The organism is Azonexus sp. IMCC34842 (assembly GCF_050368855.1).
Lineage (GTDB): Bacteria > Pseudomonadota > Gammaproteobacteria > Burkholderiales > Rhodocyclaceae > Azonexus > Azonexus denitrificans_A.
On sequence record NZ_CP178449.1, the window covers coordinates 2,161,319 to 2,184,471 of the forward strand.

The window sequence follows — 23,153 nt, forward strand, 5'->3', positions numbered from 1 at the left end:
GCGATTACCTCCAGAAAAGGTGCAGCCTGTTACTTGATGACGTACTTGAATTCACCGTTCTTGCCGGCCCCGACCTTGATCCGTTCGACCGCCGCACCTTCCGCCATGCGCCCGAGCACGACTTCGGCGATCTCCGGCAACAGCGTGCCGTTGAGGATGTGATCGACATTGCGGGCGCCGGAATCGACTTCGGTACAGCGGGCGAGCACGGCGTCGACCAGCTTGTCGTCCCAGATGAACTCGGCCTTGTGGTTGGCGGCGATGCGGTCGCGGATGCGGCCGAGCTTGAGCTGGATGATGCTGACCAGCACCTCATCGGAGATCGGGTAATAGGGCACCACCTTCATCCGCCCGAGAAAGGCCGGCTTGAAGGACTTGAAGAGCACCGGGCGGAGGGCGTCGGCCAGGGCATCGGCGGCCGGCAATTCGGTGGCCGGCTTGTTCAGGCAGGACTGCATGATCTGGGTCGAGCCGACATTACTGGTCAGGATGATCAGCGTGTTGCGGAAATCGATCTCGCGGCCTTCGGCATCGTCGAGCACGCCCTTGTCGAACACCTGGAAGAACAGTTCGAGGACGTCCGGATGCGCCTTCTCGACCTCATCGAGGAGCACGACGCTGTACGGATTGCGGCGCACCGCCTCGGTCAGCACGCCGCCCTCGCCGTAGCCGACGTAGCCCGGCGGCGAGCCCTTGAGGCCGGAGACGGTGTGCGCTTCCTGGTATTCGCTCATGTTGATGGTCACCAGCTTGCGCTCGCCGCCGTACAGGATATCGGCCAGCGCCAGTGCCGTTTCGGTCTTGCCGACGCCGGAGGGGCCGACGAACATGAAGACGCCTTTCGGCTTGTTCGGATCTTCGAGATTGGCGCGCGCCGTACGAACGCGCTGGGCGACGGCCTCCAGCGCGTGGTCCTGGCCGATCACCCGTTCCTGCAGCAGTGGTTTCAGGTTGAGGACGGTCTTGATTTCGTCCTTGACCATCTTGCCGAGCGGGATGCCGGTCCACGCGGCAATGATTTCGGCCACCACGTGGCCATCGACCTGCAGCGGCACCATGGGGTTTTCGCCCTGCAACTCACGCAGGCCAGCCAATGCCTTGTCGAGCTCGCCATCGCCACTAGTCGCGGCATCCGTTTTCTTGCGCGCTTTCGGCTTGGCCTTCGGCACGCCCTCTTCACCCGCACCTTCGGGATTTTCCAGCGCGCCGCGCAGTTCGAGAATGCGACTGACCAGCGCCTTTTCTTCATCGAAACGCGTCCGGTAAATGACGAGATCGGCTTCGACAGCGGCAATCTGCGCCTTGAGTTCGCCGATTCGCGTATCGTGCCAGGCACCGCTGGCCGCTTCGCGCTCCAGCGCGGCGAGTTCGGCGCGCTCGCGGACGAGACGCTTGTCGGCTTCGTCGATCAGCGCCGGCGTCGCGCTCTGGCCGAGGGCGACCTTGGCGCAGGCCGTGTCGAGCACGCTGATCGCCTTGTCCGGCAGTTGCCGGCCGCTGATGTAGCGGTGCGACAGGCGGACGGCTTCAGTGACGGCTTCGTCGAGAACACGAATGCCGAAATGCTTTTCCATCAGCGGCACCATGCCGCGCAGCATCGCGGCAGCAAGCGGCTCGGTCGGTTCTTCGACCTTGACCACCTGGAAGCGCCGGGCAAGCGCCGCATCCTTCTCGAAATACTTCTTGTACTCGGCCCAGGTAGTGGCCGCCACGGTACGCAGCTCGCCACGGGCCAGTGCCGGTTTCAGCAGATTGGCCGCATCGTTCTGGCCGGACTGGCCGCCGGCGCCGATCATCGTGTGGGCTTCGTCGATGAACAGGATGATCGGCTTCGGGCTTTTCTTGACCTCGTCGATGACGTTTTTCAGGCGGTTCTCGAACTCGCCCTTGACGCTGGCGCCAGCCTGCAGCAAGCCCATGTCGAGCGTATGCAGTTCGACGCCGATCAGCGGCGGCGGCACATCATCGGCCGCGATGCGCAGGGCCAAACCTTCGACCACCGCCGTCTTGCCGACACCGGCCTCGCCAGTCAGGATCGGGTTGTTCTGGCGCCGCCGCATCAGGATGTCGATAACCTGGCGAATTTCACCGTCGCGGCCGATCACCGGGTCCACCTTGCCGTCGCGGGCACGCTGCGTCAGGTTGGTGGTGAACTGGTCGAGGGCAGGACTCTTGCCGGCCTGCGGCGTTGCCCCGGCCAGCGGGTCGCTGCCCTCTTCCTCGCCGCCAGGCGCCGCCCCGAGGCCGGCCACTTCGGCAGCTTCGGCCGAGCCGTCGGTGATCTTGTCGAACTGATGCTTGAGCTCTTCGAGCTTGACCTTGGCCAGCAATTTCGAACCACGAAACGCCAGTTGCGCCAGTTCCGGCTCGGTTAGCAGCGCCAGCAACAGATGGCCGGAACGGATGCGCGGCAGGCGGGCATCGAGCGAGGCGATCAGCCAGGCCTGTTCAAACAGTTTGGGTATGTGCGTTGAGAAAACCGGCGTCCGCGTATTGCCGTTCTTGAAACGGTCGATTTCCTGGTTCAGTTCGCGCTCGACCCCGGTCGGGCTGATCGCACAGCGGCGCAGGATGGTCGCCAGGTCACTGCCCGGCTGTTCCATCAGGGCCAGCAGCAGGTGTTCGAGATCGACCTCGTAATTGCCGCGGGCCATGCACAGGCTGGCGGCGCGTTCGGTTGCCTGACGGCAGGTGCTGTTCAGTTTGCTGATCAGGGTCTTCAGTGAGGTGCTCATCGCGTTGGTCTGTTGCCCGAAAGAAATTAGTTGATGAAATGGGTGAGATAGGAGGTATCGCTGCGATCGCTCTTGGCCGGCCGAGTCAGCATGAAGGTGTCGTAGCCGAGCCGGCCGCCCTGCCCCTTGCCCAGCGCCAGCGGCTTGACGTCGGCGGCGCGCAGGATGGGCCGGATTTCATATTCGAACTGGCCGCCGGTGGCCAGGGTGAGGATTTTTTCCAGCCCGGCGGCCATCTCGCCTTTCGGCAAGAAAGCCATGTAGCGCTCGTGAGTCAGTGGCCCGATATGGATGCGGATGCGCAGATTGCGTTGCCAGACCCGTTCGCCAACCAGGGTATTGCTGCCCAGCACGGCGTTCTTGCCACCCAGCGTCGAACGCTGCTCGGTCGGTACGACATACCAGCGGCCGACGAATTGTTCGACCACCACCTTCTCGCGAAAGTAGCCGCCGAGCGCCTTTTCCAGCGTCTCGGCCGAGACCGGCCGCTGGCGCAGCAGGCCGGCAAAGAAGGCGACCGATTCGTCGTTGATCGCCCCCGGCGCGGTGCTCATCCGCTCGCGCAGCGCATCGAAGCCGAGCCCGGCAAGCGACAGGACGAGCGGCAAAAAACGGTTGCGGCGGTCCGTTTCGTACTGGACGGGCAGCTTGTATTTTTTCCAGGCGCGGTAGAAATGACCGACGGCCCGGTTGGTAAACAAGTCGAGGAAAGCGCGCCCGGAAGCATCGCGCTTGAAGCGCTCGTGATGAATAACCTGCTCGGTGTAGTGAATCGGCAACGTGCCATTGACCCCGAGCATGCCCATGAAACTGGGCGTGATCTCGACCTGCTCCAGTTCGGCGGTTTCCAGCCCGGCCGCGTCGCGCCGGTAGCGCGGCTGCATCGCATCGACCTGGCTGGGCGCGAAACCGAGGCGCAGCGAATTGCGGAAACGGATACGCTCGCTGACGGCATCGCCGCCAAAAGCCCGTGCCTCCTTCTTGAAAACCATCTCGTACAGACGGACAAGCTGGAAGAACTCGTAGCGTTCCGGCTCCTGCAGGCTGTGCTCGACTATGCCAGGATCGACTCGCCGTTGCGGGGTGCGCATCGGATCAGTTCCTCTCCGGTTCGGTTCGAAATGACGACCAGCTGGATAAAGCTGTTCAGGCTGACATACAGGCCGAGAAAATGGTCGATGCAGCGGGCAAAGACATCGAGGCCACTACCAACGAAACTCGATTCGTCGATGGTGACGCGGACTTCAAGACCGCGGACGAAGCAGGCGAACGGCTGGCCGGCCATCCACACTGTTTTGTCGTGCTGTTCGATAGCGAGGACGCCTTCGATCTGCCGGCGCGACGCGGCGGTACGCGGCAGATCATAGAGTGCGAGCATTTCCTGAAAGGCGCCCAGGCCACTGCCGGTCAGCGACAGATGATTGAGCGACAGGTGCGAGATGATCCGCCACTGGCCATCGCGCCGATGGTCAAAACGACAGGGCTGGGTCGGCTTGCGCAGCAACTTGATGGCCCGTACGCTGGAACCACCTTCGAGGAACAGGTCGCCGGACGGCAGGCCAACCGACATCAGCGTTGGCAGTTCGCGATTGGTGCAGGTCAGTTGCAGACTGAGGACATCGGTCTTCGGCTGGACCGGATCGAAATCCGCATCGACGATGGACAGCGAGGTTTCGTAACCGGGGCTGCTCTCGGCCACCAGATGATCGCGCTGGGCATACCAGTAATAGCCGTTGCGGTCCGGCGTCTCGCCGTGGCGCAACGAAAAGAACGGGCGGAATTCGGTGATCGCCTCGCCTTGCGGCGTCTGCCGGACCCGGCGCACAGAATCGATCGAATAGACGTCGTAGGCGTAGGCCCGCCGGCCATCGGCCACCACCGGGTAGGCCGCCTGGCGATTGCTGACCCGGATCGGGTCGCCGCGCTGGGCGAACAGATTAACCACCGGCACGCAACCGAGGCGCAGGTTCTGCGCCGTCAAGGTCTGCAGCAGGCGCGAGGCATCGCTGTCGGCGCGCAGATCGCCGAGGGCGATGTGCAGTTTTATTTTCCCTTCGGCGAGCAGCCCCGAGGGCAACGCAGCCATATCGAGATCGAAAAAATTGAATTTTTCGGGAAAGCAGAAGTACTCGGTCAGGTAGCGGTAGGCGCCATGCGCCGTGTCCGGCATGTCGATCAGCGCTTCGTCGCCGGCAAAGCCCACTTCGCCGATCAGACCGTCGCGCGCAATACGCCAGCGTTGATCGTTCCCCACCGCATAGACTTTCTGCCGGCGCAGAAAGAGGGCATCGCGCAAAGCCGAGGCGACCGATGGCTCGGCATCGATGTAGATCCGCAACTTCTTCAACTTGGCAAAACCGGTTTCGCTATTGCCGCCGCGCAGAGTCAACGCAAACGACAGGATGGCATTGCAGCCGACCGGCAGGCGCACTTCGCCGGGCGCCGTGGCCACCGGATCGAAGCACAGTTCACCGATGGCCACCGGGGTCAGCTGGACATCCCAGGCCGTACGGAATTTGCAGACAGCGCCCTTGACCGGCCGCGACTGCAGCTCTGTGCCACGGGGAATACTGGCCACCGAGGACAACTCGCTGCCGCCGTGATCGAAATGGGCGATCGAACAACTGGGAAAAGGCCGCAGGTAATGCGGGTAAAGCACGTTCAGCAGGGCTTCGGTGAACTGCGGATAGCTGTCTTCGAGCTTTTTTGAGACGCGGGAGGTCAGCAGCGCGAAGGACTGGATCATCCGCTCGACGTGCGGGTCGTCGCAGCCTTCGCCGGAGAGCAGTAGTTGAGCGGCCAGTTTCGGATAACGCTCGGCAAACTCACGGGAGTGCTGGCGGAGAAAGGTGAGCTCGCGCTCGTAGTAAGGAAGAAGATCTTCCAATTAGGCTCCCGGGCGCGGCCGATGCCGGCTGACTGAATATTGCAGGCTGGTCGGTTGCAACAGCGCATCGAAGGCAACCGGCTCCTGCGCCGGTCTGACGAACAGCACGGCGTTGATCGAGAAATACAGGGCATTCACTGTCTTGCGGTGCAATTCGAGCTCGACGCGCACGTCGCGCAAACGCGGCTCATGGGCGGCGATTGCCGCAGCAATCGAGGCACAGATGCGCCGCCGATCATGCACGTTGGCCAAACTGAGTCCGGCAAAATCGGACAGCCCAAACCCGGCTACCGAACGGACGGCAAGGGGAAAACTCTTGTCATGCTCCTCGCCAAGAATCACGCGCGTATTCAGCAAGGCCTCCAGATCGCGGGCGACCGAATCCTTCAATTGTTCAAGCGACAACCGCCAACGCGCCGCCCCGACGGGCAGGTCGTCAAACAGTTTGTCGAAGAGGGATGGCTCGAAACCCTTGATCATAAAAAACGGCGGAAACGAGTTTCCGCCGTGCTTTTCACGACATTGACGATCAGGTCAGATTCGGTGTGTTGTTGGCGAGGTTCCAGGCACCCTGGATATTCACCTTGCCAGACTTGCTACCGTCGATATTCAGCTCGTCGTAGGTCCATTTGACCGCAGAGTACTTCAGCGAGAAGGTTTCCTGCGGGACGCCTTCGCCATCGACCGACGGAGAAACCGAAGCGATGATGACGTTTTTCAGTTCGATCTTCAGATACTGATGGCGGTTCTGCGTGCCGGACGGATTGCCGGTCGTGTTCTTGCCGCCGAAAGCGCGGTAGAAGTAGACGATGACATCGTTCACCACGAGGCCGGACGAGCAGGCCTGGTAGAGCTTCGGGCTGGAACCGTCGATATCCTTGGTGAAGATCATTTCACCATGTTCGACCCGCTCGGCGGTGTGGCCACCGGCCGCCGACGCGGTAGCCGACTTCGGCTGGCGCATCGTGTGGCTCCAGGTCGACACTTCAACCTGGTCCTTGTGCTTGGCATCGCGAGAATCACCCTTGATGTCACTGCCCTTGAACTCAACGTAAATATCCTTCATTTGGTGCTTTCTCCTTAAAAGTTAGGAAACATCAGCTCTTGCTGGATTGCGGCAACTCGGCGACCAAACGCAGGGACACCGAGAGTTCGTCAAGCTGGAAGTGCGGCCGGATGAACGACACCGCCCGATAGACACCGGGCCGTCCGGGCACTTCGTTGACTTCGACTGACGCTTCCCGCAAGGGGAACTGCGCCTTGGTTTCCTGCGATGCCGAATCGTCCGCGGTAACGTATTGATCGATCCAGCGCTGCAGATAGTTCTGAACATTCGCGGCCGAGGCAAAGCTGCCGATCTTGTCGCGCATCATGGCCTTCATGTAATGCGCAATGCGGGACACCGCGAACATGTATTGCAACTGCGCGGACAGCGAGGCATTGGCGTTGGCCGAATCGGTATCGTATTTCTTTGGCTTCTGCGACGACTGGGCGCCAAAGAACGCGGCATAGTCGGTATTTTTGCAATGCACTAGTGGAATGAAGCCCAGATCGCTGAGTTCCTTTTCGCGCCGGTCGGTAATCGAGATTTCCGTCGGGCACTTGAGGGCCACTTCGCCATCGTCGGTACGGAAAGTGTGGGTGGGCAGGTCCTCGACCAGACCACCGCCCTCGACACCACGAATCGCGGCACACCAGCCGTAATTTTCAAAGGCGGTGGTCAGACGGGCGGCAAAGGCGAAAGCGGCATTGCACCAGAGGTATTTGTCGTGGTTTGTACCATCGACTTCCTCGACGAAATTGAAACCTTCGGTAACCTCGCCGTCGATCGGGTTGTACGGCAGACGGCCGAGGAAACGCGGCAGCGCCAGGCCGACATAACGCGAGTCTTCCGACTCACGGAAAGATTTCCACTTGGCGTATTCGACGGTATCGAACACCTTGGCCATGTCGCGCGGCTTGCCTAGCTCGGTATAAGACTCCAGGCCAAACAGTTGCGGCGCGGCGGCGGTAATGAACGGGGCATGCGCGGCGGCCGCGATATGCGACATCTGGTCGATGAAGTACATATCCTCGGGCTGGCGCGTCAGATCAAACTGACCGATCAGCGTCCCAAAAGGCGCGCCGCCGAAAGTCCCGAACTCTTCTTCATAGACCTTCTTGAACAGTGCGCTTTGGTCGAAATCGATGGCCGTCTTGAAGTCCTTGACCAGTTCGCGTTTCGTCGCATTGAACAGCTTGATCTTCTGCTGCACGCCGGTCGAGGTTTGCTTGCACAGGTAGTGCAGGCCGGTCCAGGCGCTTTCGAGAGCCTGGAATTCCGGCGCATGCATCACTTCGCTCAGTTGCTCGGAAATCAGGCGATCCAGCTCGGCGACCCGGGCATCCAGCGACGCCGCCAGATTCTCGGAAACGATGACTTCGCCTTCCAGAACCTGACTCACCAATTCGCTGATGATGTCGCGCGCCCGATTCTTCTCCTGATCGGATTGGGCCACCCGGCTCTCTTCAATGATCTGGTCAAGGATGCTGGCTTCGTGAGCCGTGGCAACGCCACCGGCAACAGCTTGCTGGACGCTCATTGCTCGCTCCCGCCGTTCGTCTTGCCACCCAGATGATGCAACTGCTCGGTATTGTTCAGCACGTCGTTCAACAGGTCTTCAAGCTTTTCGTTCCCGGCCAGCTTGTTGCGCAGGTCGGCCAGCTTGGCACGGGCCTCCTGCAATTTGCGCAGCGGTTCCACCTGCTGAACCACGGATTCGGGTCGAAAATCCTCAAATTTCCTGAATTCGATATCGACCCCCATCTCGCCGCCGCCCGGCGTCAGACGATTCTTCACACGGTAGGCGGTGCGCGGTGCCATGCCTTCCATGACGTCGTCGAAATTATCCATGTCGATGTTGACGAACTTGCGATCGCGAACCTTGCCCTGCGGCTCCTTCGACTGGGCGGCGAAATCGCCGAGCACGCCGACCACGAAAGGAAGTTCCTTGGCCTCGATGGCATCGCCGATCTCGACGTCATACGTCAATTGAACGCGGGGCGGACGAACCTTCTGCAACCGCTTCTGAACACTCTCTTTTTTCGCCACAACTTTCTCCCGAATAAATAGTCGCCACAACCACCCGGACAACACCAAGCACCAAGCGGATTACTTCAAAACGTTGAACGGATCACCACCGGACGATGTGGCCTGCGGCGCGCTCTCGACGCCGGCACTCGCTTTCTTCCGGGCCGCCAGCCGCGCCTTGGCGCGAGCCGCCGCAGCCGCTTCCCTTTTCTTTCGCTCCTCCAACTCCTCCGGCGGAACCAGGACTTCTTCACCCAGCGTTTCGCGCATCACCTTGGCCAGACCTGCCGCATCGGAACGCGCATTGCCCTTGAGTTCGACGTCATTGCGCAGATCGGTCAACGACTGGGCGGCCACCCTCAGGCCAGCGACGGCACGAATGCTTTTCGCGGCCCGATCGGTCGTGTCACGCTGCAAAACCTCTTCTGCCGAAACGATTGCCTGAGCGTAATTACCGGCATCGAAATAGACCTTGGCCAGACGGCCCCACGGTTCCTTGCGATCCGGATTCTTCTTGGCCAAATCATCGAGAAGACGCACAGCCTCCTCTTGATTGCCCTTATCCAGCAGGGATTCGATCTTGATATTGGACTTTCCCATGGCCTCCAGGAACTGATCCTGGGTCATCGTCACCTTGCCCGTCGCGCAGCCTGACAACACCGCGACCATCCCCAGGGAAAGAATAAAAACACGCTGTCTGAGAGCAAGCATAAGCACTCCATATAAAACCCAATACACATAACTCGAATGCCAAAAAATGCTATTGGGTTTGCTTTGAGAAGGCCCGCATAGTACATTACCCATCTGTCATTATCAACTCAATGACATAAATGCTACATGCATTTATTTGAAATAATTCCATTCGAAATACCCACACACCAATGACCATTGCACGCACCAGCCGTTTCTTCAGCTTGCTTATCGCGCTCATCGCCGTGCTGATATCTGGATGCAGTTCGATGTCGGGCGTCCAGTTGGCCAGTTCGGCTGTTGGTCTCGTTCTTGAAGCCACCGGTGTCATCAAAAAGGATACGGGCGACCCGACCAAGAAGCTGACAGACCTGTCGGTCAAGATTTTTGGTGGCGAACAGCTCAATACGACAAGCAGTGGAAAATCGCTGTCGCTGGTCATGAAGGTGTATATCCTGCGTTCCCCGGAACGCCTGAAGACGCTGACCTACCCGCAGATCTCGACACCCGAGGGCGAGAAGGAAGCGCTCGGGGAGGAACTGGTTTCGGTTCGTGAAATCACCGTCATCCCGGGAAAATCCTACGATCTGACGCTCAAGGTTCCGGGAGATGCAACGACGATTGGCATCGTCGGCATGTTCAGAGCGCCCTATTCTCAGCGCTGGAAACTAGGGTTCGACACCAAGCAGTCATTCGATACGGGGATCATCGTTGGCGCCCATGCTTGTGCGCTGACCGCCAGCAAAGGTGCCTTGATCACCGACATCAGCCCCGATTCAGTCCAGTCGCTGGTCGGCGTTCAATGCAATTCATAGTAAATCCACGACAATGAACAATCCAAAGATTCTCTGGGGCGAGGGGCTATTTCTCCGTCCACAACACTTCCAGCAGCAAGATGCCCATGCCGAGGCCTTGATCCGGCGCACTCTGCTTTCTGCTCAGCCCTATGCCTGGGGCGTTCGTGACCTGGACATCGATCTCGATTCACTGAAAAGCGGGATTCTGCGTTTCAACCGGATTGACGCCATTTTTGCCAACGGCGATTTCTTCACCGCCCCCGATGTCGATCAGTTGCCACCGCCCCTCGCGCTCGATGCCGCGGTGACCGAAGAAGGCACGACTGACTTCTTTCTGGCGCTCCATCACCTTAATGCGCACGGTGGAAATTGCACTGAAAACAGCGCTGATTCGGGCCAGGCGCGTTATCTGATCGTTCCCCGAGAAAATCCCGATCTGTTCACCGATGCCGCCGAGGCCGACATCGCAACGCTGAGCAAGATTTCCCACATCAAATCGGCCAGCGAGCCCCGCGACCAGTTCCTGACGCTTCCCATCGTCCGGATTCGACGCACCGCCAGCGACGGCTTCGAGGTCGATCCGACTTTCCTGCCGCCGTCAATCAGCCTGCGCAGTGCGCCCAGCCTGTACATGCAATTGCGTCGCCAGATCGATGCCCTGCTGGCCAAGGTCGATGCACTGTATGGTTTTCATCGCGAGCCTTCGAAGAACGTCATCGAATTCCGCTCCGGCGACATTGCCTCATTCTGGCTGCTCCACACGGCGAGCAGCGCCTGCGCCACGCTAACCCATCTGTTTCGCAATCCGGAAACCTCGCCCGAACGCCTGTTTCAGGAACTGCTCCGGCTGGCCGGCGGGCTGATGACCTTTTCCAAAGGCTATTCGCTGAACGATCTTCCGGCCTACGATCACGCCCAACCGGGCCCCGGCTTCGCGCGCCTTGATCTGATCCTGCGCGAATTGCTGGATACGGTGATTTCGACCCGCTATTTCGCCATCGCCCTGAGCCAGCCGAAACAGGCCTTTTATGCCGGCCACCTCGACTCCGAAAAGATCAACGGCGAAACCGCCTTCTATCTGTCGATCACGGCGTCGCATCCACAGTCGGAAATCATCGAATCCATCCCGCTGCGCATCAAGGTCGGCGCACCGGATGACGTCGAAAAACTGGTGCTCTCGGCGATGTCCGGCGTCCGCCTGACGCATGCCGCACAAGTCCCGGCGCCGATCCCGGTCCGCCCCGGCGCCAGCTACTTTGCGCTCGATGCCCACGGCCCGCTGTACGAGCGAATGCTCAAGGCCCAGTCCGTAATGATCTATGCCCCGGAAAGCTACCGGGACCTCAAAATTGAAATGCTCGCCGTAACGCCATGACCAACGCACCCAGCCTGTTTTCCCTTGCCCCCGGCCAGCAGCCGGACGAGTCGACCACCGACCGCCCGGCCAAGAGCCTCGTCGACCTGTTGTACGACGGCTTCTACATGTTGATCCTGCTGCACAACCGGAGCGCCCCGAAGGACACCGAGGAATTTGCCGGCAACATCCAGAAATTCCTCGATCACTTCGAGCGAACCGCCAAGAAGAATGACTTCAGCGCCGAGGACATCTTCGATGCGAAGTACGCTTTCTGTGCCGCCGCCGACGAAGCCGTCCTGAATTCCCAGATGAATATCCGCGAAGTCTGGGCGCGCCGGCCTCTGCAACTCGTTCTCTTTGGCGACCAACTGGCCGGCGAACATTTTTTTGACAAGCTTGAAGTGGCCCGCAATGGAGGCGCCAGACGGATCAATGCGCTGGAAGTCTTCCACATGTGCCTGCTCGTCGGCTTCAAGGGACGCTACCTGCTGGAAGGGCCGGAGAAGCTCAAGTATTTGACTTCGCAGCTTGGCGAACATATCGCCCACATCAAGGGCAAGGCGGCTCCCTTCGCTCCTCACTGGGCTGCCCCAGACAGCATTTCGAACGCCCTCAAGCGTGACATTCCCTTCTGGGTCATCGTCTCCGTGCTTGCTTTGTTCGGCCTGGTCGCCTATGTCGGCCTCGACTGGCATGCCAGACACACCGTTCAGGAAATCCTGTCACCGTTCAAGAGCATCGTTCAGTTGGCACCGCGTGCCCCGACGCTGACCATCACCCTGCCCTGAACCGGGCATATTTTGACAAAGGCCAACTACGATGGATTTTGAGCATCTGGTCCGCCCACTGGAATCCGCATCGGGTCCATGCGGCGAGGATTTGATTTTTTCCGCTGAATTCGATGCGATTCAGGAGGCCCGGCGCTTCGAGGATCCGTCGCTCGCCCAGGGAGAATGGGTAACCGAGGTCAAGGAGGCGGACTGGGAAAACGTGATCCGCGTCTGCGAAACGCTGCTGGCCAACAAAGCCAAGGATCTCCGGGTAATTGCCTGGCTCACCGAAGCCCGCGGCAAAATTGGCGGACTGGCCGGACTGGCCGAGGGATATTCGCTGCTCGGACATTTATGCGGTGCATTCTGGGATGACATTCATCCGCAACCCGAGGACGGCGATCTCGAGCAACGCGTCGGGGTCCTAGACTGGCTGGTCAATCAGACCGCACGGCTGATTCGCGAAACACCGCTGACTCATTCCGCCAAGGGAAATTTTTCGGCGATCGATCAGGAATCGGCCCGGGCGATGGCCAAGAACATCGAACGCAATCCGGGCATGGCCGACGAATTGGGGCGTACCGCCCGTGTCACCCTCGACACGTTCGAAAGCGCTCTGAAAGATACCCCAACGCGTCATTTCGTTGACGGCATGCAGGATGCGGAGTACCTGAAGGATGCGATGAAGGCTCTGCAAATGGTGCTTGACCAGCGCATGGGCCAACAGGCACCGGCCTTTGGCCCAACCTTCGATGCGCTGGAAGATGTTTTCCGCTTTTTCCGGCGCCATGCCGGAGAGGCCTCCGACAGCAGGGCGCCGGAGGTATCCAGAACAGGTGCAACACCGACCAATACCCCGCCGCATTTCGATGGAACAGGGCGCATCGAGCCATCCTTTGGCAATTCCCCTCCGGCCAATGGCCAGATCCAGTCCCGCGAGCAGGCCATCCGTCAATTGCAGGACATTGCCGCGTTTTTCCGCCGGACCGAACCGCACAGCCCGGTCGCCTATCTGGCAGACAAGGCGGCAAAATGGGGCGCGATGCCACTGCACGAATGGCTGCGCACCGTCCTCAAGGAGGATGCCGCGCTGTCCCGGATGGAGGAGTTGCTCGGCGTCGAAGCCGGCCAGTTGGAACACGGCCAGGGCTGACGCCTTGGCGTAGCCGGCGCTCACCGATGGATGATTACCAGCCCGGCTGACAGGTCGTCAGCCGGCCAGCCGGAACTCGATACGACGGTTCTTGGCCCGGCCCTCCAGCGTGTCGTTCGTCATCACCGGGTGATCGGGGCCGGAACCGACCGCACTCAATGAATCGGCCGGAATCCCTTTCTCAATCAGATAGGCCCGTACGCTGTTGGCCCTGGCCAGGCTAAGGCCGACATTGGCGAGGCGATTGCCGACGCTGTCGGTATGCCCGATGACTTGCACCTTCGGTGTGCCGATCTGTTTGATCGCCGCAGCCATTTCATCGAGGATGACGCGACCGACCGGCGTCAGTGTCGCTGAGCCGCTCTCGAACTCGACAACGCGGTTGGACAAGGTCTTGTCGAGCACGGTCTGCGCCGATCCAGCGGCGACGACAAGCCCATTATCAACGGTGTAGGTCGGGTTGAGAGAGGTCGCCATTTGGCTGACCACTTGCTGGCGCAAAGCCTCGTTAGCGACATTCCCCTTGATCGCAACCTGGGTGCCATTGACCTGCATTTGCCCCTTGTGCACCTGTTGAATATTGGCACTGAGCAGTTTGGTCATGTGCTCGGTCCAGTTGGGTGGCGGCACGACGCCGCCAACTTCCAGGCGATCGGTGACATTTGCCGCGCCGTAGAGATCGCGCAATTTTCCGAGAATGGCGGCGCGTGCAGCTTCGTCGGGAACGGTACCGGAAGCGACGACTTTACCGGGTTCTTCGGGGGCTGCCACTGCATCGGATTGCACTATGGCTGTACTGAATGCAAAAGCGAGCGAGCTAAAAAAGATGCGGATTTTCATGCCTATTCCCCGAGGAAAACTTCTCTGAATGTAGTGATGGCCAACTCCAGCGTAATCGCTGGCTGCGCAAGATAGGTGGAGAGCTTGGCGACGCCGTAGTCGTTGCTCAGCGCGGCTTGATCGTCGATCCACTCCGGATCGACCAACGCGATGATCCTGTCGGCGCTGGTTTCCGGTGAAATGGCTGCGAGCAGGGTACTCGGTGCTGCACCATTGAAGCCGAGGATCAAGTGCGGAGATTCGGCGCGTCGTTCGATGATCAGCTGCAATTCGACGGTCGTCTTGCGCAGGAAGGCCGAAACAAGATAGAGCCACAAGCCGGCGACCAGATTCCGATAACGTTCGTCGGCCGGCAATGGCAAAACGAGATCCTTGTCGATGGCAACCGAGCCCTGCCCCAGGACGGGACGCATCAGCAAACCGATGGCCAGAATGATCCGCCGCAGTTGCTCGGCGCCCGACCAGCCCAGCATGGCCGCCAGCGATTCGAGAGACGTCCGGCGCACGAAATTACCGAGCGGATCGGTCTGGATCGCGGTTTCAAAATCAGCCGCACAATTGACCGTGTCGAGCTCCGCCAGCAAGGTAGCCACTTCGCCCCCCTTGACGCCGGATTCCGAAATTCTGGCCAATGCGGCGTAGGAGTAGGCCAGACCAACCGGTGCGCAACGGAACATCAGCGAATCGTCGCGTTCAATGGTTGCGGCGGTAATGAACGGGAAGTGCCGCCCCGAGGAATCGGTACTCGGCCGCAGATGACCGGCGACCGACAGTCGGCTATGGGCGCCGATAAAGGCGAAATCGACCGCGCAGGCACTGTCGTAAACGATCTTCCAGCGCGGGTCTTCCGATAGCTGCTCCATGGCCCGCGAGACCCAGCGATCAAGAACGGTGATCAACTGGTGCTGACCGGCGCCCTTGACGAAGTCGCCGCGCGACGGAATCTTGCCGAAACAGGTTGCCGGCGAGGCAATCACATTGCTCATTGCCCACTCCCCGGCAACTTTGCGGCGGCCAGCCCGGGTGGCGCAACGCCGGCCGGTGCGGCTGGCGGCACGGCGGGAGGCGTGGCGGCATTGGCAACCGGGGACTCTGCCGCGTTGGCCACACTGGAAGGCGCCGTGGCAACCGCTACGGTACGCGGCAGCACCAGGCCGCTCAGCCCACGCATACCGCCCCCCGCCTCGCTCTTGGCCGATGCGACCTGAGCCTGGGCACTGCTGACCAGACGCATATCAACATCGATCTCGACACCATCCGTCACCCAGGATAGGCGGAAAGTGCCGTCCGGTTGCCGGGCACGCTTGGCCGAGTTGAGCATTTTCTCCAGGCCGAAACGCCCCGGAATATTGATGATTTCGACGATCTTGCCTTCGAAGGTTGTGGCCGTGATGCGCGCACCGGGTGTCCCGCTGGCATTCGGCCAGACAAAATTGGCCCACTGCGCCACGCCATTACGGTAATTCAGTTTTTGCCCATCGATTTCAATGACATAGCCGGTGGTTCCTGGCGAGGGTTGCGGACGCACCATGAAGACCGTTTGCGCCTGACTGGCGCCGCCGGCCCCGGCTCCGGCTCCGGCATCGGAGGCGGCGCCCCCTTCGAGCGGCGAGACCCAGCGGGCGAAGTCGTTCATGAACTCGGCCTGCAGGACCAAGCCAAGATCACCCCAGGTGCGCGGCGTGACAGTATTGCCTCGGCGCGCGACGAGCGACTCCATGGCCGATTCGACGTACTTGGCGATGGCACCTTCCGGTCCGAATACCTGGGCAATTTCGGCTGGCGAGGCCTCGATGTTCGAGCCGGCGGCAAACGGATACTTGATCGCCAGCTTGCGATTGAACGGCTCGTATACCTGAGCCTCCCACGTCTTGTTGAGTTCCTCCGAAGCCGGCTTGATGATCGCTGCGTAGGACTGCAGCAAGGGCCGCAGCAACAGTGGGCGAAGCACTGCCCGCTGGTTGTCCGGCATCCCGGTCAGCATCTGTTCATCGACAAAACGCAGGGTTTCCGAAAGTTCCGAGGAGCCGCCGTCGATCGTCTCGCGCATCAGCTTGAGCGCCCCGGTCCCGGCATCGCCCTGGTTTTTCAACTGGTTCAATCGGGTACGTATCTTGGAGAGCTGCTTCAGATAGGTATCGAGCAGTGGATCGGACTTGTCACGCGGCATGACCAGTCGGCCGACCCCCGCAAACTCCTTGCCGATCGGCCCCATCGGCACCTCTGCGGTTTTCGCCGAAACATTGAGGTCGACCTGGACACGGCTCGGCGACATCTGCAGCACCGACCGCTTGAACCATTCGATAAAGCCCTTTTGTGCTTTATCCAGTCCGAGGTTGGCCATCGCCGGATTGTCCCAGGCCGTTTGATCGAAAATCACCTTGATCAGCGTGCCGACCGGCGAAGTTTGGGCATCGCCCAGGCGGTTCATCGCTGCCACCGCCGCCGGGAAGGTTTCAAAGGAAGCCACCGTGATGCCCTGGACAAATTGTTTCCATTCCTCGGCGTAGTCGCGCTTGTACATGGCGATCAGCGATTTCTGGATCTGCTCCGGGCTGCCTTCCAGCGTCAGGTCGTCCTTGGTCGACGTCTGCAGCACCCAGTCCGCATTTTTCTGCTCGCTGGTCGCTGCATCCTTGATTGCCGGTTGGACGTATTCCCGCCATGCCTCGACGGTAAAGGCGCCGGAAACGACATGGCTACCGGCGACCAATGCGGCATTGTCGGGCCCCACGAGATTGGCCACCGTTACCGGGGCGAAGCGCGTTGACGCCCGCGCCTTGATCTCGGCATAAACACGCTCGGCGGCCGGCATGCCGCGCACCACCTGGCGCAGCTTGTCGCGCACTTCGTCGACCAGCGCCAGATTGTTCTCGATGGTCGGCCAGGCCGGATCGTTCGCATGTTCCAAATGGAAAGAGAGAATCCGGCCGGCCGAACGAATCATCTGCTCGCGGCTCATCGTGCCCCGGTTGGCCTCGAGCCAGCCGCGCCAGAAACGAGTGATCTGGTCGGACAGGTGACCGACATCGATATGTTCGCGACTGGACAACATCAGATAGGTCTTCAGCGCGTTGTAGCCATCTTCCACATCGGAGGGCGTGGCATCCTTGTAAGGCTTCGGACCCGATGGCCGAACGGCCGAGTTGCCGACGGCCTCGGCCTGCGGTTTCAGATGGTCGCCATGCGCATTCACTTCATGGAGGAAAGCTTCAAGGTTTTCCCGAACCGGCACCAGCATCACATTACTGACCCCGGCCAGGTATTCGCGGCGCAAGTGATCGGCCATCTGCTCGCCCTGGTAGAGACCCAAGCCGATCGATATCGGATGATCCTCGTTGAAGCGCTCGAGCTGCCCGAGGCGATCCTGCAAAATCTCAAGGGCTTCGAGACGCGACTGGAGATCGATCCGTCCCTCCTGTACCCGCACCGCCTTGGCGACATCCTGCGCGACATTCTCGAGCAGGCTGCGATTGTTGAGATAAGACCAGCTCCACCCGCCGATAGCGAGTCCGAGCAGACATAAGGCGCCGAGCACGGCGAACTGGCGCAACTGGAGCTTGGCTTTGCTGGTGTGCTGGCGAACCAGATTGCGGTCGGGAAAGACGACACTCGAGAAGAGCTCCTTGAGAAAGTAACCGTGGTTGAGCGCCGCTCGAACCGGCGGCGTTCCGCCCCCGGCCAGCGCGAACTTCCGCATGATCCGGTCGTTGGACAGCGGTTTGATGTCGGCCGACTGGATTGCCGAAGTAATGTAGAAACCGCGGAAAACTGGCTTGAACTGGAAGGGATTGTCTTCAAACAGCGTAGCCAGGAAGGCTTGCAGGGCGGGCTTGATGGCCGCGAATTCGGAGGGGAAGGTGAGCAGCCCGGGTAGGGAGTTCTCGCCCTGTACCCGCGACAACTGGGCGACGCTCATCGCCCGCAGCCCCTCGTAGAGTTCATCGAAATGGCGGTCGAACAACGTGATCAGTTCATTGCCGTTCGATTTGTCGTAGGGAATGGTCGCCCCCCACACTCGGTCACGCTCGTTCCAGTCGAGATCGAGGAAGAAGTCATGGAAGCCGGGGATCAGGTCGACTTTGGTGAACAGGACATAGACCGGAGCGAAAACTTCCAGTTTTTCGGTCAATTCCTGGACACGCTGGCGCAGGCTCTTGGCCAGATTGACGGCGAAGGTCGGCGAATTGCCCATCAGTTCGCCGATGCTGACGGTGACGATGATCCCGTTGATCGGGGCGCGCGGCCGGTGTTTTTTCAGCAGACCGAGAAAACCCAGCCACTCTTCGCGGTCTTCCTCATGCACCGAGTAACGCCCGGCCGTGTCGAGCAAGATCCCTTCGGTGGTAAAGAACCAGTCGCAATTACGCGTCCCGCCGATGCCCTTGATGATCGCGTTGCCACCATCGTCATAGGGAAACTTCAGTCCGGAATTGACGATGGCGGTGCTTTTCCCGGCGGCCGGATTGCCGATGGTGATGTACCAGGGCAACTCGTAGAGCGCCTCCGAGCCGGACAACTGACCGAGCTTCGACGTTTTGATCGTTTTGACCGCTTCCTGCATCCGCTGCTTCAGCGTTTCGATCTCCGCGCCGGCCGCTGCGCTGGCCCGCTTCTGTGCTGCCTCGCCCTGCTGTTCGAGCATCGAACCGATCGCCTCGCCGGCCTTCCGGGCCCATTGTCGGCGGATTAGCCAGACGGCGACCCAGGCAACCAGGATGACGACACTGGCCAGCGCCGCCCAGATCATCGCCACCTTCAGCGTCTTGGCGCCGAGGAAAAAGAAGGCAGCGACAGCGGCCACCCCAACAAAGGAAAGAAAACGGGAGTCAGTCAGGAGGGAACGGATTCGGGACATCATGGATGGACTTTGCTCAAATGCTGCTGGGTTCGGTTTTATTTGCGGCGACAAAAGGCATGGCGAGAAGCACTGCCCGGTCGAGTTCGTGCTGGTTGCTGACACAAAGCACCGGCGCCTGGTCAGCCAGCACCTTGGCCCTGGCACAGGCCAGCGCAACCAGGCTGCCGATCGGCGAAAGGGCGCCATTGACGGTTCCGATGGCAAGGCAGTCCTTGGCCGGATCAAGATGCTCGAACGCCTCGCCCAAACCTTCCATCGCTTCGGCCACATGATTGGCGCGGTGGTCGCTATCGAATACCGCCGACTTGATCTGCGTGCTGTCGATAGTCGTGACATCGAGCAGACCAGCAACCAATTGGGTGATCAACTTGCCGCCGATGCGGCCACCGGCATCCAGCGATTTGTCCCGGGCGCCATGACTGACCCGGCTGATCACCGAGGCCCCGTCGAGGTGAAGACCCTCGACCAGATGCCGCGTGGCGAATAGCAGAGCGATGGCCCCCTCGCCAGGAATCCGCCGATCCTGGTGCTGGGCAGAAAACAGCCTGTTGCTAGCCGCCCAGGACTCGACGGTAAGTTCGTCCACCGCAGAGACGGCGCCGACGATCAGGACCAGTTCATTAGGCGACGGGTCGCGGTTGGCCCGCAGGATGATCTCATCCACTTGGCGCAGGGCGTCGGCCTCATTGGCCGCCGGGAGCAGCGTGATATCCAGATCGGCTTTGTCCAGCCTTGACCAGTAATTCAGCTGCAGCCAAATACGCATGCCGGGAAAATGCGCCGGATTGCAGTCGGCCGGCACCAGGCAGAGGAGATGGAGGCGGAGTTTTTCCGCGCTTTGCGCAAAAATCGCTTCAACCGACTCCCGCGCTCTTACCATCGTGCCATCGAGCAGCGCCAAAGCCCGCACCATGCTTGGCTGGTCAGCCAACTGACGAATCGGCCCGACATCTTCGGACAACCTTTCCGTCATCGCATCGACGTCGATATCCTGCACCTCGGCAAGAAACACGGGAAAACCGGCATCGTCGCTGAGCCGCGCGCTCGGCCCCGGACGCTTGCCAGCCTCGATGGCAGACAGGACTTCCTCATCCGAAGCCCCTGCCGGTAGCGTCATGCAGGTCTCGACCAGACACAGCGAGAAAGTGCGCTCGGCCGCCGCAGTCTTAGCCCGTGCACCGGCCAACGGATCATCATCGCTAACGGACGATGGGGCAGTAGAGCTAACGACCGGCGGTGGTGCCTTGATATGTTCGATGAAACCGCGCAGCAACAGGTAGCCACCGACCAGCGCGAGCGGCAAGGCGCCGAGATAGAGCGCCAGATCGACTTTGCTCGGCTCGTAGTCGTTCGACTGCCACCAGGCCAGGACAAGTGCCCAAACAATGGCAAAAGTCAGCAGGCTGCCGCCAAGTATTCTGAATAGCGAAGAGCGCATAGTGGTCAGTTGCTATTCGTTAATCGGTTGTCAGCGACTGGCTGGCGATCAAGGTCGCCCCGCAGGCGGTTTTGTCGCCGTGGCGAGCGGCCGGGCGCCCATCGATGAGCGCTGTGGAGTCCCCCGTGACAATTGTCGTGACACTCCCGTGGCCTTTTTTCGGGCAGGTGACCCGATCGCCGATGCGGGCAATCCCCTTGCCGTCGCAGTCACTCGACTCGGACGCCGAGATAACGACACCGCCGTGATCGGTCTTGTCGCCCAAAAGAATAAAAGGTCTGGTCATTTATTACTCCGACTAGGTCGCGAATGTCCGGCCAACGGACAGCTATTGTGCAGGCCGCCCGAGAACGCCCTTGCGGCGCAACTCAACATGCCCGTAATCCTGCATCTTCCATCTCCCGCCCCAGGTCAGCCCGACCTGCTCGGCAACCTGGCCATACAGTTCATAGCCACGCATCGCCCATGGATCGCGCTCGGAAATGACCACTTTGCCGTCCCTGAAGAAAGCGGAATCGGCAGCCAAGCCGTGCTGGTGATAGCTCATGTTGGCGCCGACCTGCGTTACGTGACTACCCTGCTCCAGCAACTTGGCCTGCCGCTCGGGACTGCGATAGCCCTCGATCAACACCATCTCGTAGCCGTGGCGCTCTTTCATCAGCTTGAACACCACCAGCAGACGCTGGGTGAACTCCTGGTCCATCAGATTCCAGTTGCGACTGGCATGGACGACATCCGGACGCACCTGCTCCACCTCGCGTGTCGTAAAGACTTCCGGAGGAAGCGACGGTGGCGGCACCAGTTGCTCCCCCTCAAGCAGTACTGCAATCTGCCGGTCGGTTATTCCTGCATCGTCAGCAAAATCGAAGACCGCCGGCCCACGAAGCAGCACAGCGAGCAGGGAAGGGGCCACGATCATCAGCAAGGCACTCCCCGTCAGAAGCGGATGTGCCGCGATGAATTTTCCGTAGCCGCCGAGACGGTGCCCCCCGCCTGAATACATCAACTGAAGAAATCGCCCAAACCTTTGTGCCAGGCTGGCAAAGGGCGCCCATCCGTTACTGATGGCGAGCCACAACGTAGTCACGACACGCGAACGGTAGCCAGGAAAAACGAACAGCACGACGCCAATCGAAACAAGTAAAAAATAGGCAAAACTGGTGGCCAAGATCACGCGCAAACCTTTATGAGAATTGACATGGAACCCTGTTTGCGAACACAAAAAACAGCAGAACAAATCAAAAGGCCAGCAATTTTAGTACAAATGAATACCCGAGAGATATTGCTAACGGCATATTATAGTAAAATTTAATTCCACATGCATCTTCATGACCAACTCACGGCACACTCCAAGCCCGAAACAGAATGAAAGCAAATCGATGAGTATCCTGCGCGACCTCGACCCCCAGAACGCAATGATTCACCGTAACGCTCGCGTCGCGAGCAAGGGCAATAAAACTGTCTGGATGCTTGTCCTGCTCCTGCTCTCAGGCGGTGCAATCGGGCTATTTCTGACCAATAAATCGGACCAGCATCCGCCAGCGACTTATGACACCGTGGCAACCGCAGTCAGTACAGCCGAACCCTCAGCCGCATCGGCGCCCAGCAATCTGGCTCCGCCCCCCGTCGCGGCAGGAACTGCGGAAATCCGCGAAAACCAAGGCGAGCGAAAATCGAACAAGGCCAGCGAACAGAGCGCCTTGCAGGCAATGCAGATGGAACTGGAAAAACCCCGGGGAGAACAGCCAATCGGAAATACCCCCCCGCCGGTCAGCAAACAAAAATCGGCCGCTACCGATCAACACCCGAAGGCTGCAAACACCACGGCCAAATCATCGCGGAGCACGGCAAAGCGCTCAACCACCGATGGGGCACGCACGGCCAAAAGCGAAAAGAAGCCTGCCGAGCGGGATATCGATATCATTACGGCCATTGTGAAATAAGGCGATTTGTTCGCCGAGCGCGGCAAGCGCGCTCTTCAGAGAGGCATCCATTGGAACGCTCTCCCCGCCTCAAAGAATGGAGGCGGGCAAATAGAAGCAAAAGCACAGGCTGGGGAAAAAGCTCCCCTATTCCGCCCCCAGAAAAGCAAAAAGGCCAATCAGAGATTGGCCTAAATGCATTTTCTATTGGTGCGCCCGGAGCGATTCGAACGCCCGACCCCTTGGTTCGTAGCCAAGTACTCTATCCAGCTGAGCTACGGGCGCACTGCAAGAGCGCCGCATTATACGGATGCGAGCGTAGAATGCAACAGTTTCCCCGGAAAAAGTTTGATGAGTACCCTCTCCATTCACATGCCAAAGTATCCCGAGTGCTGGCAAAGTTGCGGCTCATGCGCCAGCGGTACGGTATTTATTCTCGAGATGCTGGTCAGTGTCGGCGACTCGATCGAACGTGACGACAATATCCTGACACTGGAAACCGGCAAGGTGGCGCTCGACATTCCGAGCCCCTACGCTGGCCGGGTTCTTGAACTGCATGTCACAGCGGGCGATACAGTTGACGAGGGAGCGCTACTGGTAACGCTGGAATCAGCCTGAGCAAGGCCATCCAGA

20 protein-coding genes and 1 tRNA gene are annotated in these 23,153 nt (G+C 60.0%); 6 read left to right on the plus strand and 15 right to left on the minus strand.

Going from position 1 to position 23,153, the window contains the following annotated elements; genetic code table 11:
• Positions 1-29: 29 nt before the first annotated feature.
• Genes tssH through ACLIKD_RS10275 form a run of 8 tightly spaced genes read right to left on the minus strand, consistent with a single transcriptional unit; the run spans position 30 to position 9,403 of the window.
• Complete coding sequence (gene tssH, locus ACLIKD_RS10240; RefSeq protein ID WP_428828248.1) at positions 30-2,735, minus strand: type VI secretion system ATPase TssH; 2,706 nt, start codon at positions 2,733-2,735, stop codon at positions 30-32.
• 26 nt (positions 2,736-2,761) lie between these two features.
• Positions 2,762-3,826: a type VI secretion system baseplate subunit TssG gene (tssG, locus tag ACLIKD_RS10245; RefSeq protein WP_428828249.1), complete on the minus strand. Its 1,065-nt coding sequence runs from the start codon at positions 3,824-3,826 to the stop codon at positions 2,762-2,764.
• Complete coding sequence (gene tssF, locus ACLIKD_RS10250; RefSeq protein ID WP_428828250.1) at positions 3,790-5,622, minus strand: type VI secretion system baseplate subunit TssF; 1,833 nt, start codon at positions 5,620-5,622, stop codon at positions 3,790-3,792. The genes tssG and tssF overlap by 37 nt, the downstream gene beginning before the upstream one ends.
• Complete coding sequence (gene tssE, locus ACLIKD_RS10255) at positions 5,623-6,102, minus strand: type VI secretion system baseplate subunit TssE (protein ID WP_226416059.1); 480 nt, start codon at positions 6,100-6,102, stop codon at positions 5,623-5,625.
• Positions 6,103-6,151: 49 nt separating this feature from the next.
• Positions 6,152-6,688 carry an Hcp family type VI secretion system effector gene (locus ACLIKD_RS10260; RefSeq protein ID WP_428828251.1) on the minus strand — a complete coding sequence of 179 codons (537 nt, stop codon included), beginning with the start codon at positions 6,686-6,688 and terminating at the stop codon, positions 6,152-6,154.
• Between the two features lie 31 nt (positions 6,689-6,719).
• Positions 6,720-8,204: a type VI secretion system contractile sheath large subunit gene (tssC, locus tag ACLIKD_RS10265; RefSeq protein ID WP_428828252.1), complete on the minus strand. Its 1,485-nt coding sequence runs from the start codon at positions 8,202-8,204 to the stop codon at positions 6,720-6,722.
• Positions 8,201-8,713 carry a type VI secretion system contractile sheath small subunit gene (tssB, locus tag ACLIKD_RS10270; protein WP_226416066.1) on the minus strand — a complete coding sequence of 171 codons (513 nt, stop codon included), beginning with the start codon at positions 8,711-8,713 and terminating at the stop codon, positions 8,201-8,203. Before tssB ends, tssC begins: the two co-directional genes overlap by 4 nt.
• A gap of 60 nt (positions 8,714-8,773) precedes the next feature.
• Complete coding sequence (locus ACLIKD_RS10275; protein ID WP_428828253.1) at positions 8,774-9,403, minus strand: tetratricopeptide repeat protein; 630 nt, start codon at positions 9,401-9,403, stop codon at positions 8,774-8,776.
• Positions 9,404-9,573: 170 nt separating this feature from the next.
• On the opposite strand from ACLIKD_RS10275, the gene tssJ reads away from it, so the two are divergent.
• The 4 genes from tssJ to tssA all read left to right on the plus strand — a co-directional run bounded on the left by tssJ (position 9,574) and on the right by tssA (position 13,459).
• The gene (gene tssJ, locus ACLIKD_RS10280; protein WP_226416070.1) at positions 9,574-10,197 is read left to right on the plus strand and encodes a type VI secretion system lipoprotein TssJ; all 624 of its coding nucleotides are present in this window, start codon (positions 9,574-9,576) and stop codon (positions 10,195-10,197) included.
• Between the two features lie 13 nt (positions 10,198-10,210).
• On the plus strand, positions 10,211-11,554 hold the full coding sequence (gene tssK, locus ACLIKD_RS10285) for a type VI secretion system baseplate subunit TssK (protein WP_428828254.1): 1,344 nt from the start codon (positions 10,211-10,213) through the stop codon (positions 11,552-11,554).
• Positions 11,551-12,324 carry a type IVB secretion system protein IcmH/DotU gene (icmH, locus tag ACLIKD_RS10290; protein ID WP_226416075.1) on the plus strand — a complete coding sequence of 258 codons (774 nt, stop codon included), beginning with the start codon at positions 11,551-11,553 and terminating at the stop codon, positions 12,322-12,324. Before tssK ends, icmH begins: the two co-directional genes overlap by 4 nt.
• 91 nt (positions 12,325-12,415) lie before the next feature.
• Positions 12,416-13,459 carry a type VI secretion system protein TssA gene (tssA, locus tag ACLIKD_RS10295; protein WP_428828255.1) on the plus strand — a complete coding sequence of 348 codons (1,044 nt, stop codon included), beginning with the start codon at positions 12,416-12,418 and terminating at the stop codon, positions 13,457-13,459.
• 57 nt (positions 13,460-13,516) lie between these two features.
• Here tssA and ACLIKD_RS10300 read toward each other — a convergent pair whose 3' ends face one another.
• The 6 genes from ACLIKD_RS10300 to ACLIKD_RS10325 all read right to left on the minus strand — a co-directional run bounded on the left by ACLIKD_RS10300 (position 13,517) and on the right by ACLIKD_RS10325 (position 21,772).
• Positions 13,517-14,230 (minus strand): OmpA family protein, encoded by a 714-nt coding sequence (locus ACLIKD_RS10300; RefSeq protein WP_428828256.1) that lies wholly within the window; start codon positions 14,228-14,230, stop codon positions 13,517-13,519.
• 71 nt (positions 14,231-14,301) lie between these two features.
• Positions 14,302-15,285 (minus strand): type VI secretion system-associated protein TagF, encoded by a 984-nt coding sequence (gene tagF / locus ACLIKD_RS10305; protein ID WP_428828257.1) that lies wholly within the window; start codon positions 15,283-15,285, stop codon positions 14,302-14,304.
• The gene (gene tssM / locus ACLIKD_RS10310) at positions 15,282-19,160 is read right to left on the minus strand and encodes a type VI secretion system membrane subunit TssM (protein WP_428828258.1); all 3,879 of its coding nucleotides are present in this window, start codon (positions 19,158-19,160) and stop codon (positions 15,282-15,284) included. Before tssM ends, tagF begins: the two co-directional genes overlap by 4 nt.
• Before the next feature lie 13 nt (positions 19,161-19,173).
• Positions 19,174-20,598, minus strand: coding sequence for a hypothetical protein (locus ACLIKD_RS10315; RefSeq protein WP_428828259.1), 1,425 nt, complete (start codon positions 20,596-20,598; stop codon positions 19,174-19,176).
• Positions 20,599-20,617: 19 nt separating this feature from the next.
• Entirely contained in the window at positions 20,618-20,884 is a 267-nt protein-coding gene (locus ACLIKD_RS10320; protein ID WP_428828260.1) for a PAAR domain-containing protein, read from the minus strand.
• 42 nt (positions 20,885-20,926) lie between these two features.
• The gene (locus ACLIKD_RS10325) at positions 20,927-21,772 is read right to left on the minus strand and encodes a M15 family metallopeptidase (protein ID WP_428828261.1); all 846 of its coding nucleotides are present in this window, start codon (positions 21,770-21,772) and stop codon (positions 20,927-20,929) included.
• Between the two features lie 205 nt (positions 21,773-21,977).
• On the opposite strand from ACLIKD_RS10325, the gene ACLIKD_RS10330 reads away from it, so the two are divergent.
• Positions 21,978-22,541, plus strand: a complete 564-nt coding sequence (locus tag ACLIKD_RS10330; protein ID WP_428828262.1) for a hypothetical protein — start codon at positions 21,978-21,980, stop codon at positions 22,539-22,541.
• Positions 22,542-22,728: 187 nt separating this feature from the next.
• Here ACLIKD_RS10330 and ACLIKD_RS10335 read toward each other — a convergent pair.
• Positions 22,729-22,805 (minus strand) — tRNA-Arg (locus tag ACLIKD_RS10335).
• Between the two features lie 66 nt (positions 22,806-22,871).
• Between ACLIKD_RS10335 and ACLIKD_RS10340 the strand changes: the two genes are divergently transcribed.
• A complete protein-coding gene (locus ACLIKD_RS10340; protein WP_428828263.1) occupies positions 22,872-23,138 on the plus strand; it encodes a biotin/lipoyl-containing protein in 267 nt (88 codons plus the stop codon).
• Positions 23,139-23,153 lie beyond the last annotated feature (15 nt).